Genomic DNA, 17377 nt, shown 5'->3' on the forward strand with positions numbered 1-17377 from the left:
CCGACGGCCTGCACGGCGTTTGCATCACGGTGCGCCGAGCACGCGCCCGTTCACGCTGAGCCCGTACATCGAATCGGGCGAATCGTGGAACTTCGCGCGCGTGTCCTGCACCGAGCCCGTGAAGCGTGGGTCCTGCGGACGTTCGTGGCTGTCCATGAAGGTCGCGACGTCCCACGCCTCCTGATCGGTCAGCGTGCCGCCGAGCCCGAGCGGCATGTTGGCCTTGATGAAGCCGGCCGCATTGCGGATGTCGCCCATCCCCGCGCCCCAGTTGAACGAACGCGCGCCCCACAGCGCGGGGAAGACCGCCTTGCCGCCGCTCGACTGCCCCTGGCCGTCCGCACCGTGGCACAGCGCGCAGTGCTGCGTGTAGACGGCGCCGCCGCGTGCATAGTCGGCCTTCTGCGCGGGCGGCGGCAGTTTCAGGAACCCCTGCCCCGGCAGCTTCGTGCCGACCGGCGCGCCCTTCGCGAGCCAGTACGAATAGGTCTCGAGCGCGACTAGGATCGGGTCGCCGGCCGGCGGTGCCTTGCCGTTCATGCTGTATCGAAAGCATCCCTGCAGGCGCTCGGCGAACGTGTTCACGTGGCCGTTCTTGCTGCGGTATGCCGGATACAGCAGGTACGCGGCCCACATCGGGCTCGAATCGGGCCGGCGGCCCGCGTCGAGGTGGCAGCTCGCGCAGGTCAGCTTGTTGCCGACGTACTTGCCCGCGAACTCGGGCGTGTGCAGGAAGATCTGCTCGCCGAGCTTCACGGTCTTGCCGAATTCGTCGGCGGGTATCGCGGATTCGGCGGGCGGCGCGAAGGGTTTGGCGGCCGTTGCCATCGTGGCCGGCGCGGGTGCGGAAGCCGCGGCCGGTGCATCCTGCGGGGTAGCCGCGAACGCCAGCACGGGCATCCAGGCCGCGCCGAGCAGGGCCGCGCGGGTGCGGCGGATCAGCGTCCTGCGGTCGATCATCGCTTGTCTCCTTGTGCCGCGCCGCCGCGCGCGTAGTAGGCGGCCACCGCGTCGATGTCGGCGTCGGACAGCTTGCCGGCGATCGCCGGCATCAGCGCCATTGGCCCGGGCGGGCGCGTGCCGTGTTTCCAGCCGTTCAGCTGGCCGGCGATATAGGCGGCCGGCTGGCCCGCGAGCGGCGGAAACGCGGTGCCCACCCCGAGGCCGCCGGGGCCGTGGCATTGCGCGCACGCGGGCAGGCCCTGCGACCAGCGTCCGCGCGTCGCGAGCCACGCGCCGGTGTTAGCCGGGTCGATCGACGTGTCGTTGGAGGCCACGATGCCGGCCGGCGCGGGCAGGCTCGCGAAGTACGCGGAGACCGCATCGCGCTCGTGCGGCGTCAGCAGTTTCGAGAGCGGCTGCATGACCGGGTTCTGGCGGCTGCCGTCCGCGAACGCGGCAAGCTGCGCGGACAGATAGGCGGCAGGGGTGCCCGCGAGGCGCGGGAAGCCGGCCGCCGCGTTGCCTTCGCCCTGGCTGCCGTGGCAGCCGATGCACGCGGCGACGCCCGTCGTCGTGCCCTGTGTGGCGATCGTCTTGCCGAGCGCCGCGTCGTCCGCGCGCGCCTGGCCGGCCAGCAACGCGGCCGCTGCGAGCAGCAGCGGTGCGAGCCGGCGTCGCGGTGTGTCCACCGTATCGTTCACGTATCCCCTCCTTGTTGTAGGTCCCTCGCGCCGCCGAACTGCCGGCGCGGCCGCGCGGTCAGCCCGCGTCGGATTGCAGTTGCTCCGGCGCGAGGTGCTGCGTCGGTGTCGCCGCATCGTATCGGCCGAAGCCGTAGCGCTGGAAAATCCGGAACGCCTCCGGCGACCGGATGAACGCGAGCCACGTGCGCGCGGCCTCCGGATGCGGCGCGTCCTTCACCATCGCCCCCGCATAGATGGCCGTCGTATTCTGCTCGGCCGGAATGTCGATGTGCATCAGCGGATGCCCGACCTGTTCCTGGAACGCCGCTTCGGATTGCCACAGCACGCCCGCGTCCGCGCGACCCTGCATCAGGAACAGCGCGGTTTCCCGATGATGGATGTGCGTGAGCTCGGCCGTGCCGGTGCGCACCTTGTCGTCGTAGACGGTACGCGCGAGCGCGTCGCCGCCGGCTTTCACGAGCGACGCGCGGATCTGCCGCGCGACGCCTTCGAATGCCGGATTGGGCATCGCAAGCTGCACGTCGGGCCGCGCGAGGTCGTTCAGCGATGCGATCCGCTTCGGATTGCCGGCGCGCACCATGATCGTCAGCTGGTTCGTCACGTACGGCACGGCCGGGCCGATGAGCGTGCCGTCCGCGATCAGCCCGTTGATCTTGCCGAGCCCCGCGAAATACGCATCGGGCTTGACCGTCCACGTCATGTTGCCGACGGTGATCGTGCCGCCCGCCTGGATCTGCTTCACGAGCAGGCCGGGCGGGATCGTCTCCCAGTAGATGCGGCCGCGGTACTCGGGGTGATCTTCCTCGAACTTCGCGACGAGCGGCGCCATCGCGAAGAAATAGTTGCCGCCGACGAACAGCACGAGCTTCGGCGCGGTGAGGTCGCCGTGGAAATCGGCGAGCACGTCGACCTGCGGCACCGTGAATTCGAGGCCACGGTGCGTCGCGTCGTTGTTGCGGCCGTTTTGCCAGGGCGGAAAGACGGTTGCGGCGGTGTCGGCGGGCGCGGCGAGCGAGAGGGCCGACGCGCAGCAGAGCCACGCGGCCAGCACGGCGCGCAGCGTGCGCCGACGGCGGCGCGATGGCGATGGAGGTTGCAGTTGCAGCGGGATCGATATCATCGCGGGGCTCATTTTGCGTACGTGAAGCCGGCCTGCTGCAGTTCGGGCAGCGTGCCGACCGCGCCTGGCGTGACGATCGCCGACGGGATCACGTGGTTGGTCAGGTCCGCCGCAAGCGCATCGAGCGGCAGCTTGTCGGGATTTGCGTTCGCGCCGTCGAGCCGTTCCGCGAGTTCCCAGATCGCGTTGTGGCACGACAGGAACACGACACCACGCTGCTGCAGCGCGGCGATGCTGTTGTCGTGCGACGAGAACGCGCCGTCGGATAACTCGTGGTCTTGCGCGCCTTTCGATTGCGCGGGCATTGCATCGAGCAGCGTGTTGGACGGAAACGCGGCACCGGCGAATTTCGCGAGGCCGTATTTGTCCCACGCGGCCTGGTCGAACAGCGCGAGATGCGCGCTGCCGTGCGTGGCCGAAACGACGAGGAAATCCGGGTGACGGTACGACCAGATCTGCGCATTCAGCGAATTGCGCATCAGGTTCAGCCATGGGCCGCCGAGCTCGGTGTTGTCCCATACCTGCTTCGGGCCGCCGCGGTAGCCGGTCACTTCGGTGAGCGCCGCGTGATCCCACTGGTCGGGGCGTTCGAGGATCATCGGCACCGTCTTGAAGTCGCGCCGCCTCGGCGCGGCCGCGAGGCGGCGCGTGAGGTCGGCGAGGTGCGTGGCGCCGCCCGGCAGCAGCGCGCCGGTGTCGGGCGTGGCGGCGTGAGCGGGGCGCGCGGCGGCGAGCAGCGCGGTGCCGGCCGCGAGGCCGAGTGTCTTGAGCGCGCCTCGGCGTGCATGCCGGTCGGACATGGCTTATCTCCCGAAATCGTTTTTGTGGGGGGCGTGTCGCGTTGCCGTGCGGCGATTCGGCGTCGCGAATGCGTAGCCAGTCTAGCGGCCCGTGCTCGATACGGAAAATCGCGATATCGGATGGGAGGTATTCGAGGGTCTGATGATTGGACGGGCGGGCGGGGGCGGTGCGAACGGTGCGGCGACCGTCGGGGCGAGCGTTGCATCCGACCTTCTTCGCAGCGCCGGGTCGTCGGAAGCATCCAGCGGACGGGTCCGGTTGCGGTCGACGAATTGACCTGATTATTGATATTGATAACTGATTATAAGGCGAGGGGAGCAAATGGTCGGCTTGTATAATCGCCCCCCACGAGTGTGATGCGGGTTTGCGGGTGGGCCGCCGCTTGCCGGCCAGCCCACGCCCGCATCAGCGCATCAGACCATCAGAACGACACCGTCGTCGTCAGCGTGACGAGCCGCGGCTCGCCGACCGCGATGATCAGGTTGTTGTTGCTCGACGGGTAGTAGGTCTTGTCGAGCAGGTTCTTCACGTTGAGCTGGAAGCGCGTCGGGAACTTGCCGATCGTCGTTTCGTAGGCGGCGAATGCGTCGACGGTCACGTAGCCGGGCAGCGTGAAGCTGTTCGCGGTGTCACCCGAACGTGAGCCGACAAGTCGTGCGCCGCCGCCGAAGCGCCAGCGGCCGGGCAGGTTCGCGATCGCCGTGTCGTATACCGCGAAGAGGCTGCCCGTATGGCGCGCAACGTTGGTTAGCGGCGTGTTGCTGTCGCGATCGGTCGCATTCGTGTACGCATAGCTGCCGATCACGCTCAGGTGGCGCGTGATCTGCCCCGCGACGTCGAGCTCGATCCCGCGCGAGCGCGCGGTGCCGATCGTCGACGTCAGATCGCCCACCGTGACCGCGACGTTGCGCTTGTCGATCTGGTAGACCGCGAGCGTGCCGGTGATCGCCGGCTTCAGGCTGAACTTCAGCCCGGCCTCGAGCACGCGGCCGTATTCCGGTGCGAGCGGCGCCGCGACGTTCGTGGCGACGTTCGGCTTGAATGAGCGGCTGACGTTCGCGTAGGCGGTCAGCGCCGGCGTGAGCGCATAGGCGAGCCCGAACTGCGGCAGCCACACGCTGCCGCGCGAGCGGTCGGCGAACACGAACGGCCGCCCCATCCCCGATTCCTGCTGCCAGTTTTCCCAACGCAGCCCGCCTACCGCGGTAAGGCGATCAGTGAGCTTCACCGAGTCCTGCACGATCGTCGAATACGCATGCACCACCGAGCGCGAATCGCTTTGCTTCGGGTTGGGTATGCCGCCCGGCGCGAGCAGGTCGTACACGGGATCGTAGAGATTGAAGCCCTTCGTTGCCTTGCCGCGGATCGTGTCGCCGCGGAAGCTGCGCTGCCGCTCGTATTCGCCGCCGATGTAGATCGCGTGATTCATGCCGGCGAGCGTCACGTTGCCGAGCAGGCCGAGCGTCGCGATCTGGTCGGAATCGTTGCGCCCGAGGTTCGCATCGGACGAGCGCGTCAGTGCGCCGGTGGTGCTGTTGAACGCGGTTGCGCGGGTAATGTACTGATCGTAGCGATCGCGGCCCCAGCCGTAGGTTGCACGCGCGCGCCACGCATCGGAGAAGCGGTGCTCGACGCGCGCACGCAGCGTTTCCTGGATGCCGGTGCTCTGCGACCACGCTTCCTCGTAGCGGCGATAGCGGAGCGCATCGTCGAGCTGGCCGTTCACGAGCACCGTGCCGCGATCGAACGGCGTCGTGTAGTCGACGTACTGGTAGCTGACGTCGATCGACGTGCTCGCGTCGTGCCACGACAGCGCGGGTGCGATCAGCGCGTCGCGCTGGCGGCCGAAGCTGCGCCAGTAGCGGCTCGTGTCGTACTGGCCGGTCAGCCGGAACGCGAGCGTGCCGCCCGCGACCTGGCCCGGCTTGCCGAGCGGGCCCGTGAGATCGAACGTCGCGCTGCTGCCGCCGTGGCTCGTGCGCGAGGCCGAGATCGAGCCGCCGAACGTGTCTTCCGGCTTGCGCGTGACGAGGTTGATCACGCCGCCCGGATCCTGCATCCCGTAGAGCAGCGACGCCGGGCCCTTCAGCACTTCGACGCGGTCGATCGTCGCCAGATAGCTGTGCAGCACCGGCGTGCGCACGCCGTCGACGAGCACGGAGCCGTCGTTGTTCGACCCGAAGCCGCGCTTGATGAACGCGTCGCGCGTGCCGCCTAGGGTGTTCGTTTGCGTGACGCCGCTGATGTTGCCGAGCACGTCGTCGAGCGTGCGCGCCTGCTGGTCCTGCATCACGCTGCTGCTGACCACCGCGACCGATTGCGGAATCTCCTTGATCGAACGGTTGTCGCCGCCCGCGATGCTCGTGGTGCGCGGCTGATAGCCGACCGTCGGATCGGCGGTTGCCGATGCGCTGACGCTGATCGCCGGGAGTTCGCGCGCGGCCGGCGGCGCGGGTGTGGAAGCGGAAGCAGGGGCGGCGGATTCGGCGTCGGCGCGTTCTGCGGCGGACGCATGCGTGCCGCTCGCGACGCACAGGGTGATCAGGGCAGGCAGGCTCGTGCGCCACGGACGCAGGGTCCGGGCACGGCGGGGTGTTCGGCGGGATGGCATGAATCGATGCAGGACGGAGTGCTAAGGATCGGGGCGCGGGCCGCGGCGTTTCGCCACGACCAGGACGCGAATAATATATGTAATGAGAATCATTTGCAATTGTAATGAAATGATCGGCGCCACGGGGACCTTGGTTGCCGGGCCGTCGGCCGTCTGCTACCGTAGCGACCAAAATCAGACGCAGTGAAATTCAATGAGAGAGCCGGGGGCCGCACCATGTCACCTTCCTGTCACGTCGCGTTCAGCGCGACGCTGCGCACCGCACACGACCATGCGGGTGGAGAAGTGATCGCAGCCGTGTTCCGCCATTCGAACGATTAAAGCAACGGAAGCGAATTCGTCCGGCGCAAGCGCCGGGCTTCAATTACTTCAACCACCACGCTAGACGGGAGACCACCCATGAAGAAGATTTCCGCGCCGTTCGCGGCGGCCGCGCTTGCAGCATGCACGATGCTGGCGGGCGTTCACCAGACCGCCTGCGCCGCATCGGACACCGAGCCCGCGATCGACGCGCATTACGGCGCCGTGATCGAGGCGTACACGCAGGACATGGCCGCCGCGAAGACGAAGTACGACGGCAAGCGCCTCGTGTTCGTCGGCGCCGTGATCCGGATGGGCAGCGATCCGGGCGGCACCTATTTCGGCGCGCTGACGAAGGACGGCGAGCAGTTCGACACGCATTTCGACGTGGCCGACCAGGATGCGCTGAAGCCGAAATTCCCCGGCGGCGAGATCAAGCCGTTCGTCACGTCGGCGGCGTTCCGCTTCAGCTGCGTGAACGAAGGCTATATCGATGCGCCGGTGCTGCCGGGGTTGAAGCTCTCGCACTGCAAGCTCGCCAACTGACCTGCGCCGGCGCGGTGTCCGGCGTTCAGAACTTCTGCTGGATGCCGGCCATCACGCCGAGCTGGTTCATCCCGGTCCCGACCGTCCCGCCGGCGGCGACCGCGTTCGCAGCCAACTTGCTATTGAACATGTAGCCCACCGACGTATAGACGGTCGTCCGCTTCGACAGGAAATAGGTCGCGCGGCCGACGAGCAGCGTGGCATTCGTGCCTTCGCTGTTTTCGCGGCGCTGCAGGTAGCGTACGCCCTGCAGGTCGAGCGCGAGGTAGGGCGTCGCGTAGTACGTGCCGCCGGCGAACACGATATCGGCCTGCAGGTGGTCGGCCGCCGCGAGATTGCGGCGGATCCACCCGGCGCCGAGTTTCGCGGGGCCGATCTTCACGTAGCCGGCGACGATGTCGCGCGTGTCGGTGTATGCGGGATTGTTCAGCGGCGCGAGCGCGCCGCCGCCGCCGCGCATCACGTCGTGCGACGCGGCGAGCCCGAAGTTGCTCGCGTCATACGCGAGCATCGCCGTGTACTGGCGGCAGGCGACGATGTCGCCGGGCACCTGCCCGGCACAGCCCGTCGCCGACGGCCCTGCCGGCCCGGCCGCGTCGCGGCCGAAGCTGTAGGTGGCGCCGAGCGTCACGCCGTGGAACGTGCCCTTGTAGCCGATCGCATTGTCGCTGCGCGCGTTCGGCAGATAGGAATCGAAATCCGCCATCGAGTGAATCGACGGGCCGATCACGTCGGCATTGGTCAGCACGATCATCGACATGTTCATCTGGCGGCCGAGGGTCAGCGCGCCGAACGGACCGTTCACGCCGACGTTCGCCTGTCGCCCGAACAGGCGCCCGCCGTAGTTCAGTGCGCCGGTGCCGGGCTGGAAACCGTTTTCGAGCACGAAGAAAGCCTGGTAGCCGCCGCCGAGATCCTCCGTGCCTCGCAGCCCCCACCGTGACGGCACCTCGCCGGTCAGCGTCGGCATGCCCGTGAACGATCCGCCGTGCGCGGCGTTGTTGTAGTAGGACACGCCGGTATCGATGATCCCGTACAGCGTGACGCTGCTTTGCGCGCAGGCCGGTCCGGCCAGTGCCATTGCCGTCGCTAGCGCGACGCCCAGTTTCTTTTTCATGATTGTCTCCAAACGGTATGTAGCTATGCTTATCGATTTTTATAATGACCCGGACGAATCCGGGGTGCCGACAGGCAGCGGCAAGACGGCTGGCGTCGCGTGTTACGACATCGCCGGGTCGCGTTGCCGGTGCGGCGCCGTGGCCCGCGCGCCCACCATGACGACGGCGATTGCCGCGCCGGCCATCGGCACGAGGAACGCGAGATAGAGATGGGACACGGACCAGCCGTCGTCCAGCAGCGCACCGACCGTTATCGGCGACAGGATCGCGCCGAGGCGGCCGATGCCGACCGCGAGGCCGATGCCGGTCGTGCGGATTTCGGCGGGGTACGGCGTCGGCGACAGCGCATACATGCCGGCCACGCACGCATTGATCACCGCGCCGAGGAGCACCGCGACGGTCATCCCGATGCCGAGCGAGCCCGTGTTCGCGCCGAACACGACCATCAGCGCGCCGCCGAGCAGCAGGGTCGCGCCCAACAGGTTGCGCAGGCCGAAACGCGTCGACAGCAGGCTGAAGAGCGAGGCGCCCGCAATGCCACCGAGGTTGAGCAGGACGCCGCCGGTGACGCCCTGCGATGCCGACAGCCCGGCCTGGACCAGCAGCTTCGGCGTCCAGCTCACGACGAAATAGAAGCTGCCCATCACGAGGAAGAACGCGATCCACAACGCGATCGTGCGGCGCGCGAGCGGTGCGCGGAGCACGGCCGTCCAGCTCGACGCGGGGCTTGCCGTGCCGGTGGACGAGGCCACGGGCGGCAGCGCGTCGATCGGTGCGCGCTTCATTCTCGCGAGGATGCGGTTGATTTTCTGCAGCGCGTGGTCCGGACGCCTCGCCAGCAGGAAATCGAGCGATTCCGGCAGCAGCGCGAGCACCATCGGGATCGCCAGCAAGGTCAGGATGCCGCCGAACGCGAATACGCTGCGCCATCCCCACGTCGACAGCAAGTAACCGGCGATGACGCCGCCGGCGGTGGCGCCGATCGGGTAGCCGGTCGACTGCATGCCGATCGCGGCGCTGCGCCATTTGTTCGATGCGTACTCGCCGCTGATCACGGTCAGGCTCGCCAGCATGCCGCCGATGCCGAGCCCCGTGTACGCACGCGCGACGGCGAGTTGCAGCGTGCTGTGCGTGGCCGCGCAGGCGAGCATCCCGGTCGAGATCACGGCGAGGCAGAGCAGGATGATGCGGCGGCGGCCGACGCGGTCGGCCAGCGGCGCGATCAGCACCGAGCCGATGCCCATGCCGGCCAGCCCGGCGCTCAGCAGCAGGCCGATTTCCTTGCCGCTCAGTTTCCATTCGGCCGCCAGGTGCGGTGCGGCAAACGCGACGGCCAGCACATCGAAGCCATCGAGCATGTTCAGCACGACGCAGGCCGTGACCGCCATCGTCTGGAACGCGCTCATCGGGGATTCGTCGATCGTATTGCGGATATTTGCGCTCACGTCAAAGACCCTTCATAAAATAGTATGACTAATCAAATGGAATGGCATCGAAGCCGGGGTAGCGAATGGGACGAAAGCGAATGCGTGGGTTGACGGGCATCCCCGGGGAACACCCGCTGCGATCGGCAGGCGCCGCAAGTGCGCCGGCAAGATGCTTACGCGGGTTCGGGTTGCAGCAGCAGCCGCTCGATCACGCGCCGCGCACGATTGGGGCCCGCGTCGACGTGAATGTCGAGCTGGCGACCGTCCGGAAAGCGCAGCTGATTCCGGTATTGCGCTTCGATCACGGCCTTGTCCTCGTCGAACGTCGCCGCGGATTGCTCGATGACCGTTTGCGCGATGCGCTCGACGTCGTGCTGCGGATTGGTCGCGACGGTCCAGAAGTAGTGCGTCGTCGTTTCCGTCTCGGGCGTGATGCCGTGGAAGCCGCGCATGTGAAGGCCGCCGCGTGCCGGATCGTGCAGGTCGCCGGTGCCGGCGTCGATCGCGCCGGTCCAGATCCGGATGTGCGACACGTGGAACTCGATTTCCTGCCAGCGATCGACGCGGGCCGCGAACGGCCATGCGGCGGTGTAGGTCGGCGGCGGGACGGAATCCGGCATCCGGCGCACCAGCGTCACCGTGTCGCCGTCGCTGCTGACGCGGGTTTCCGCGCCCATGTGCAGCGGCGCGTTGCCGCCGATCGTTTTCAGATGGACATAGCCGAGGTGGCTCAGGTCCATCAGGTTGTCATGAATCAGTTGATACGGCGCGTCGTAATGGTACTGGCCGCCGCCGAACCGGTATTGCGGATCCGTATGGAACACGTAGCGTGGCGGCGCGCAGGTCGGTCGAGCGTGCGCGTCGGCGCCGATCCAGATCCACACGATCGCGTCCTGCTCCTGCACCGGATACGCCGACACGCACGCCTTGGCCGGAATCCGGTCTTGCCCGGGAATTTCCACGCATGCACCGCCGCGGTCGAACAGCAGACCGTGATAGCCGCAGCGCAGGCCGCGTGCTTCGAGCGAGCCGCACGACAGCGGCAACGACTTGTGGCAGCAGCGATCCTCCAGCGCACCGACTTCCCCGGACGGCAGCCGGAACAGGACGACCGGATGGCCGAGCAGCGTGCGGGCGATGGGCTTGTCCGTCAGTTCTGATGACAGTGCGGCGACCCACCATCGGTCGACCGGGAATTTAGCAGTATTGATTGATGGCCGGGCAGGTTGCGCCATTGATCGTCTCCATTGTGGTGGTGGGTCGCCTCGGGTCGGGCGTGTCCGTCTACAGATCGAGTACCAGCAGGTCGGTTCGCGCTCGCGAGCAGCAGGGCATGAACTGGTCGCCGGCGGCTTTTTCCTCGTCGGTCAGATACGCATCGCGGTGATCGGGCTCGCCTTGCAGCACGCGTGTCAGGCAGGTTCCGCATACACCTTGCTCGCACGACGTCAGCACGTCGACGCCGTTGGCCGCCAGTGCGGCGATGACGGTGCATTCGGCCGGCACGTCGATCACCTGGCCGCTGCTCGCGATCCGGACCTGGAACGCGCGATCCGCGCCGGACGCCGCCACCGCGCCGCCGAAGAACTCGTAGTGCAGTCGCGCTTCCGCCCAGCCGCGCTCGCGCGCGGCGTTCAACACCGCATCCATGAAGCCGCGCGGCCCGCATACGTACAGGTGCGTACCTTCGGGCGCCGCGGCGAGCACGGCGGCCACGTCGAAGCGTTGCTCGGGCGCGCCGTCGTCGACGTGGAAGCGGGCACGATCACGGAACCCGGCCGCGTTGATCCGTTCGACGAAGGCCATGCGGTCGGCCGAGCGCGCGCAGTAATGCATGTCGAACGCGACACCGGACGAGAACAACCGTTCCGCCATGCTGAGGATCGGCGTGACGCCGATCCCGCCTGCGAGCAGCAGGTGGTGCGGCGCGTCGGGGGCGAGCGGAAACTGATTGCGCGGCACGCCGATCCGCACGGTATCGCCTTGCCGGACTGCATCATGAATGGTGCGCGACCCGCCGCGGCCGTCGGCATCGCGCAGCACGGCGATCTGATAGCGATCGCCGTGCTCCGGGTGGTTGCACAGCGAATACTGGCGCACGAGGCCGCCCGGCAGATGCACGTCGATATGGGCGCCGGCGTCGAAGCGCGGCAGCGGCGAGCCGTCATCGCTGACGAATTCGAAGCCGCAGATGTCGCGTGCTTCCTGCCACTTGCGGGCCACGCGGACCGTCAGCGTCGCGGCGCTCATGACGCCTCCCTGACCTGCGCGACCGGAATCACGGGCCGCGACGGGCTCGACGCATGCTCGTCGGCGAGCAGCCGTTCGATCACCTTGCGCGACAGCACGCCGCCGGCGTCGATGTTGAGCTTGAGCAGCTTGCGATCGGGCCACTTCTCCAGGTTGAGCTGCTGGCGCTCGAGCATCTCGAGATCCTCGGCGAAGATCTTGCCCTGGCCTGCGCGGATCTCGTCGGTCAGTGCGTGATCGTCGGGCCGGAAGTTGCGCGCCATCCCCCAGAAGTACCAGATCGAGGTGTCCGTCTCGGGCGTGATGAAATCGACGACGATCGACGACGCCTTCAGTTCGGCCGGCGCGTCGTAGCCGCCGTGGCCCGCATGTGCGACACCCACTTCGATCATCACGTGGCTCGGCGGGGCGAAGCGGCAGATCTGCCAGCGATCCACCGGCACGTCGTCGGCCAACCCGTTGCCACGCAGCGCCATCTGCCAGAACGGCGGCGGCATCACGTTCTCCATGAAGCGGCTCGTGACGACTTCGTCGCCGTGGCTGGTGGTCTTCGGCGGCGCTTCGTCGATTTCCTTCTGGCCGATGCTCGACGCATGCACGTAGGTTTCGTGCGTGAGGTCCATCAGGTTGTCGATCATCAGCCGGTAGTCGCAGCGGATGTGGTACAGGCCGCCGCCGTGGGCCCAGGCCGGATCCTCGGCCCACGCCAGCGCGGGCAGTTTCGCGGGATCGGCTGCCGACGCATCGCCCGGCCAGACCCAGATGAATCCATATCGCTCGATCACGGGGAAGCTGCGAATCGGCGGGAAGCCGCCGACACGCTGGCCCGGCATGCCGGCCGCCTTGCCGTTGCAGCCCATTTCCAGCCCGTGATAGCCGCACACGAGCACGCCGTCGCGCACGAATCCCAGCGACAGCGGTGCGCCGCGGTGCGGGCAGAAGTCCTCCAGCGCGGCGACCTGGCCGTCCACCGCGCGATAAAACACCATCGACTCGTTGCAGATCTGGCGGCCCAGCGGCTTACCGTCGATTTCATCGGGCGTGCACGCCACGTACCAAGCATTCTTGAGAAACACGTTCGTCGTCTCCTTCAGGTCGATGCCGCCGGTACGCGGCATCTTTTCATTCCGTGTACTGAATGAGATTCAGTGTACTCATCGAGATTGGCTGGAGCAAGGCGGGCGGTATACTGGTTTTCCCGGGAAATGGCGCGAGGCAGCGCCATGCCGTCGGCGCGTGCAACCGGCATGCGCCGTTTATGTCATCGACTCATTCATGGAAAAAACGAATCCCGCCGACCTGCCGGTTTTCCCGCTCGATCTGTACGACGAACCCGGGCACCTGATCCGGCGCGCACACCAGATCGCGGTTGCGATGTTCTACGAGAAGCTGGGCCGGGACGTGACGCCCGTGCAGTACGCGGTCCTGCGGATGCTGTACGAGTGCCCGGGGCTCGATCAGGTGACGCTCGCGCAGCGGGTCGCGCTCGACACGTCGACGACCGCGGATCTCGCGGTCCGGCTCGAAGCGAAAGGATTGATCGTGCGCGAAGTGCTGCCGCGGCGTCAGCGCCGCTTGCTGCTGACACCGGCGGGCGTCGAACTGCTGACGCACCTGATTCCGTCGGTGAAGGAATTGCGCGCCGGCCTGTTCGACGGGATGGGAGAGGACGATTCGCAGGAACTGGTGCGCCTGTTGCGCAAGTTCGTCCATTTGAACAACGAGCAGAGCCGCGCGCCGCTGCGCGTCGGCGACGAGTCGTAACGCCCTCGACCCCCAGCAGCGGCGGGGAAGCGGCGGGCGCGCTGCCCGCCGTGCGTCACCCGCGCGTGCTGTCGCCTTCCAGCCGCCGCACGGCTTCCGCCACTTCGTTCCTGAAGCGCACGAGCGCCGCCTGTTCCGGCGCCGGCGGCTGCACGGCCGCCCACAGCATGTCGACGAGCTGCGTGGCCGTCGTTTCCGTATCGAGCTTGCGGTGCCCGAGGATCGCATCCCACAGCACGTGCTCGATCGGCCCGAACACCATCGAGCGCAGCAGGCTCAGCGGCAGGTCGGTGCGCACCTGCCCGGCCGCCTGGCCGCGCGCGAGCACGTCCATCAGCGGCGCGGTGTAGCGGCGCTGCAGCGCGGTGAGCTCGTCGCTCAGCGCATGCTGCTTCGCGCGGCCTTCCGACAGCACCAGCGCGCACAGGCCGGTGCCGTTCACCAGCATCAGCCGCAGGTGGGTGCGCACGATGAACGCGAACTGCTGCTGCACCGATGCGTCCTGCGGCATCCCTGCCTCGAATGCGGCGATGTTTTCGTCGTACCAATCCGCGATGACACGCGCGCACAGCTCGCGCTTGCCGCGGAAATAGCTGAACACCGTTGCCTCCGACACGCCCACGCGCTGCGCGATCTCGGCGGCCGTCGCATGCTCGTAACCTTTTTCGGCGAACACTTCCCGGCCGGCGCGCAGAATGTCCTGCACGCGTTGCTGGGATTTGCGCCCGGCGGGCGCGCGCGAGGTATCGGCGCGGTCGGCTTTGACGGTGGCGGTCATGGTGTCGGCGGTAGCGGCTGTCATCTCGGCATGATATCTGAGTGTCACTCAAAAAACTATTGACGCCGAACCCGGCGAGGCGCGAAACTGTGCAAAATTTACGCTGTATTGGTCAATGAATCTAGGTATTCATTCGATTTGAGCGAAACTCAGAAATCGGTGGGTGCCACACACTTTCTGGAGACGGAGGAGACATGATCAACCTGCCCGGTGTGCAATTCATGCTCGGTGAAGACATCGAGATGCTGCGCGACGCCGTCGCGACGTTCGCGGCGAAGGAAATCACGCCGCGCGCGGCGGAGGTCGACCGCACCGACCAGTTTCCGATGGATCTGTGGAAGAAGTTCGGCGATCTCGGCGTGCTCGGCATGACGGTGGCCGAGGAATACGGCGGCGCGAACATGGGCTACACCGCGCACATGGTCGCGATGGAAGAGATCTCGCGCGCATCGGCATCGATCGGCCTGTCGTACGGCGCGCACTCGAACCTGTGCGTGAACCAGATCCACCGCAACGGCACGGAAGCGCAAAAGCAGAAATACCTGCCGAAGCTCGTGTCGGGCGAACACATCGGCGCGCTCGCGATGAGCGAGCCGAACGCGGGCTCCGACGTCGTCAGCATGAAGCTGCGCGCCGACAAGCGCGGCGATCGCTACGTGCTGAACGGCACGAAGATGTGGATCACGAACGGCCCCGATTGCGACACGCTCGTCGTCTACGCGAAGACGGACGTCGAAGCCAACTCGCGCGGCATCACCGCGTTCATCGTCGAGAAGGGCATGAAGGGCTTCTCGGTCGCGCAGAAGCTCGACAAGCTCGGCATGCGCGGCTCGCACACGGGCGAGCTGGTGTTCCAGGACGTCGAAGTGCCGGAGGAGAACATCCTCGGCCAGCTCAACGGCGGCGTGAAGGTGCTGATGAGCGGGCTCGACTACGAGCGCGCGGTGCTGTCGGGCGGCCCGACGGGCATCATGGCCGCGTGCCTCGACGCGGTGGTGCCGTATATCCACGACCGCAAGCAGTTCGGCCAGGCGATCGGCGAATTCCAGCTGATCCAGGGCAAGGTCGCCGACATGTACACCACGTTCCAGGCCTGCCGCGCGTACCTGTACGCGGTCGGCCGCCACCTCGACTCGGCCGGCAGCGACCACATCCGCCAGGTGCGCAAGGACTGCGCGGGCGTGATCCTCTACACGGCCGAGAAGGCGACGTGGATGGCCGGTGAGGCGATCCAGATCCTCGGCGGCAACGGCTACATCAACGAATACCCGGTCGGGCGCCTGTGGCGCGATGCGAAGCTGTACGAGATCGGCGCCGGCACGAGCGAGATCCGCCGGATGCTGATCGGCCGCGAGCTGTTCGCGGAAACGATGTAACGCCCCACTTCACGCGAACGGAGCCCCGTCGATGCCGATCATCGAATCGAAACTGAATCCGCGCTCGGAAGACTTCCGCGCGAATGCCGCCGCGCTCGAGGCGGTCGTCGCCGACCTGCGCGCGAAGATCGAACAGCTCGCGCAGGGCGGCGGCCAGGCCGCGCGCGACAAGCACCTGTCGCGCGGCAAGCTGCTGCCGCGCGACCGCATCGCGCAACTGCTCGATCCGGGCGCGCCGTTCCTCGAGTTCTCGCAGCTCGCGGCGAACGGCATGTACAACGACGACGCGCCGGGCGCGGGCGTCATCACCGGGATCGGCCGCATCGCCGGCCGCGAATGCGTGATCGTGTGCAACGACGCGACGGTCAAGGGCGGCACGTATTACCCGGTCACCGTGAAGAAGCATGTGCGCGCGCAGGAAATCGCCGCGGAAAACCGGCTGCCGTGCGTGTATCTCGTCGATTCGGGCGGCGCGAACCTGCCGAACCAGGACGACGTGTTTCCCGATCGCGACCACTTCGGCCGCATCTTCTTCAACCAGGCGACGATGTCGGCGGCGGGAATTGCGCAGATCGCCGTCGTGATGGGTTCGTGCACGGCGGGCGGCGCATATGTGCCGGCGATGAGCGACGAGTCGATCATCGTGAAGGAGCAGGGCACGATTTTCCTCGGCGGGCCGCCGCTCGTGAAGGCCGCGACCGGCGAGGAAGTGAGCGCCGAGGATCTCGGCGGCGGCGACGTGCATACGCGCCTGTCGGGCGTGGCCGACCATCTCGCGCAGAACGACGCGCATGCGCTGTCGATCGCGCGCAACATCGTCGGTCACCTCGCGCCGAAGATTGCGTCGCCGGTCGCGCTGCGCGAGCCGAAGCCGCCGCGCTACGACGCGAAGAGCCTGTACGGCGTGATTCCGGTCGATACGCGCAAGCCGTTCGACGTGCGCGAGGTGATCGCGCGCATCGTCGACGATTCCGAGTTCGACGAATTCAAGGCGCGCTACGGCACGACGCTCGTCACGGGCTTCGCGCACATCTGGGGCCACCCGGTCGGGATCGTCGCGAACAACGGCATCCTGTTCTCCGAATCGGCGGTGAAGGGCGCGCATTTCATCGAGCTGTGCTGCCAGCGCAAGATTCCGCTGGTGTTCCTGCAGAACATCACGGGCTTCATGGTCGGGCGCAAGTACGAGAACGAAGGCATCGCGCGACACGGCGCGAAGATGGTGACGGCCGTGTCGAACGCGAAGGTGCCGAAGTTCACGGTGATCATCGGCGGCTCGTTCGGCGCCGGCAACTACGGGATGTGCGGTCGCGCATTCGGCCCGCGCTTCCTGTGGATGTGGCCGAACGCGCGCATCTCGGTGATGGGCGGCGAGCAGGCCGCGTCGGTGCTCGCGACGGTGCGCCGCGACGGCATCGAGGCGAAGGGCGGTTCGTGGTCGGCCGAGGAAGAGGATGCGTTCAAGCAGCCGATCCGCGACCAGTACGAGCGCCAGGGGCATCCGTATTACGCGAGCGCGCGGCTGTGGGACGACGGCGTGATCGACCCCGCGCAGACGCGTGACGTGCTGGGGCTCGGCCTCGCCGCGTCGATGAACGCGCCGATCGAGGACACACGCTTCGGCGTGTTCCGCATGTAAC

15 protein-coding genes are annotated in these 17377 nt (G+C 67.3%); 4 read left to right on the plus strand and 11 right to left on the minus strand.

Features of this window, described 5'->3' with window-relative positions:
* Window positions 1-24: 24 nt before the first annotated feature.
* The 5 genes from CFB45_RS18035 to CFB45_RS18055 all read right to left on the minus strand — a co-directional run bounded on the left by CFB45_RS18035 (window position 25) and on the right by CFB45_RS18055 (window position 6178).
* Window positions 25-960, minus strand: coding sequence for a c-type cytochrome (locus CFB45_RS18035; protein ID WP_089426721.1), 936 nt, complete (start codon window positions 958-960; stop codon window positions 25-27).
* Window positions 957-1643, minus strand: a complete 687-nt coding sequence (locus CFB45_RS18040) for a c-type cytochrome (RefSeq protein ID WP_089426722.1) — start codon at window positions 1641-1643, stop codon at window positions 957-959. Before CFB45_RS18040 ends, CFB45_RS18035 begins: the two co-directional genes overlap by 4 nt.
* Before the next feature lie 58 nt (window positions 1644-1701).
* A complete protein-coding gene (locus CFB45_RS18045) occupies window positions 1702-2766 on the minus strand; it encodes a molybdate ABC transporter substrate-binding protein (protein WP_089429031.1) in 1065 nt (354 codons plus the stop codon).
* An 8-nt stretch (window positions 2767-2774) separates the two neighbouring features.
* A complete protein-coding gene (gene tetH, locus CFB45_RS18050) occupies window positions 2775-3566 on the minus strand; it encodes a thiosulfate dehydrogenase (RefSeq protein ID WP_089426723.1) in 792 nt (263 codons plus the stop codon).
* Window positions 3567-3988: 422 nt separating this feature from the next.
* Window positions 3989-6178, minus strand: a complete 2190-nt coding sequence (locus tag CFB45_RS18055; RefSeq protein ID WP_089426724.1) for a TonB-dependent siderophore receptor — start codon at window positions 6176-6178, stop codon at window positions 3989-3991.
* Window positions 6179-6577: 399 nt separating this feature from the next.
* On the opposite strand from CFB45_RS18055, the gene CFB45_RS18060 reads away from it, so the two are divergent.
* Window positions 6578-7024 carry a hypothetical protein gene (locus CFB45_RS18060; protein ID WP_089426725.1) on the plus strand — a complete coding sequence of 149 codons (447 nt, stop codon included), beginning with the start codon at window positions 6578-6580 and terminating at the stop codon, window positions 7022-7024.
* Window positions 7025-7049: 25 nt separating this feature from the next.
* Here CFB45_RS18060 and CFB45_RS18065 read toward each other — a convergent pair whose 3' ends face one another.
* The 5 genes from CFB45_RS18065 to CFB45_RS18085 all read right to left on the minus strand — a co-directional run bounded on the left by CFB45_RS18065 (window position 7050) and on the right by CFB45_RS18085 (window position 12895).
* The gene (locus CFB45_RS18065) at window positions 7050-8141 is read right to left on the minus strand and encodes a porin (protein WP_089426726.1); all 1092 of its coding nucleotides are present in this window, start codon (window positions 8139-8141) and stop codon (window positions 7050-7052) included.
* Between the two features lie 102 nt (window positions 8142-8243).
* A complete protein-coding gene (locus CFB45_RS18070) occupies window positions 8244-9587 on the minus strand; it encodes an MFS transporter (RefSeq protein ID WP_089426727.1) in 1344 nt (447 codons plus the stop codon).
* Between the two features lie 155 nt (window positions 9588-9742).
* A complete protein-coding gene (locus CFB45_RS18075) occupies window positions 9743-10804 on the minus strand; it encodes an aromatic ring-hydroxylating dioxygenase subunit alpha (RefSeq protein WP_089426728.1) in 1062 nt (353 codons plus the stop codon).
* Between the two features lie 49 nt (window positions 10805-10853).
* Complete coding sequence (locus CFB45_RS18080) at window positions 10854-11819, minus strand: PDR/VanB family oxidoreductase (RefSeq protein ID WP_089426729.1); 966 nt, start codon at window positions 11817-11819, stop codon at window positions 10854-10856.
* Complete coding sequence (locus tag CFB45_RS18085; RefSeq protein WP_089429032.1) at window positions 11816-12895, minus strand: aromatic ring-hydroxylating dioxygenase subunit alpha; 1080 nt, start codon at window positions 12893-12895, stop codon at window positions 11816-11818. The genes CFB45_RS18080 and CFB45_RS18085 overlap by 4 nt, the downstream gene beginning before the upstream one ends.
* Before the next feature lie 199 nt (window positions 12896-13094).
* Between CFB45_RS18085 and CFB45_RS18090 the strand changes: the two genes are divergently transcribed.
* On the plus strand, window positions 13095-13583 hold the full coding sequence (locus CFB45_RS18090; protein WP_089426730.1) for a MarR family winged helix-turn-helix transcriptional regulator: 489 nt from the start codon (window positions 13095-13097) through the stop codon (window positions 13581-13583).
* 55 nt (window positions 13584-13638) lie between these two features.
* Here CFB45_RS18090 and CFB45_RS18095 read toward each other — a convergent pair whose 3' ends face one another.
* Window positions 13639-14385: a TetR/AcrR family transcriptional regulator gene (locus CFB45_RS18095; RefSeq protein ID WP_089426731.1), complete on the minus strand. Its 747-nt coding sequence runs from the start codon at window positions 14383-14385 to the stop codon at window positions 13639-13641.
* A gap of 170 nt (window positions 14386-14555) precedes the next feature.
* Here CFB45_RS18095 and CFB45_RS18100 point away from each other — a divergent pair, with 170 nt between their 5' ends.
* A complete protein-coding gene (locus CFB45_RS18100) occupies window positions 14556-15737 on the plus strand; it encodes an isovaleryl-CoA dehydrogenase (RefSeq protein WP_039339638.1) in 1182 nt (393 codons plus the stop codon).
* Window positions 15738-15768: 31 nt separating this feature from the next.
* Window positions 15769-17376 (plus strand): carboxyl transferase domain-containing protein, encoded by a 1608-nt coding sequence (locus CFB45_RS18105; protein WP_089426732.1) that lies wholly within the window; start codon window positions 15769-15771, stop codon window positions 17374-17376.
* Window position 17377 lies beyond the last annotated feature (1 nt).

The sequence above is a fragment of the Burkholderia sp. HI2500 genome, assembly GCF_002223055.1.
Taxonomy (GTDB): domain Bacteria; phylum Pseudomonadota; class Gammaproteobacteria; order Burkholderiales; family Burkholderiaceae; genus Burkholderia.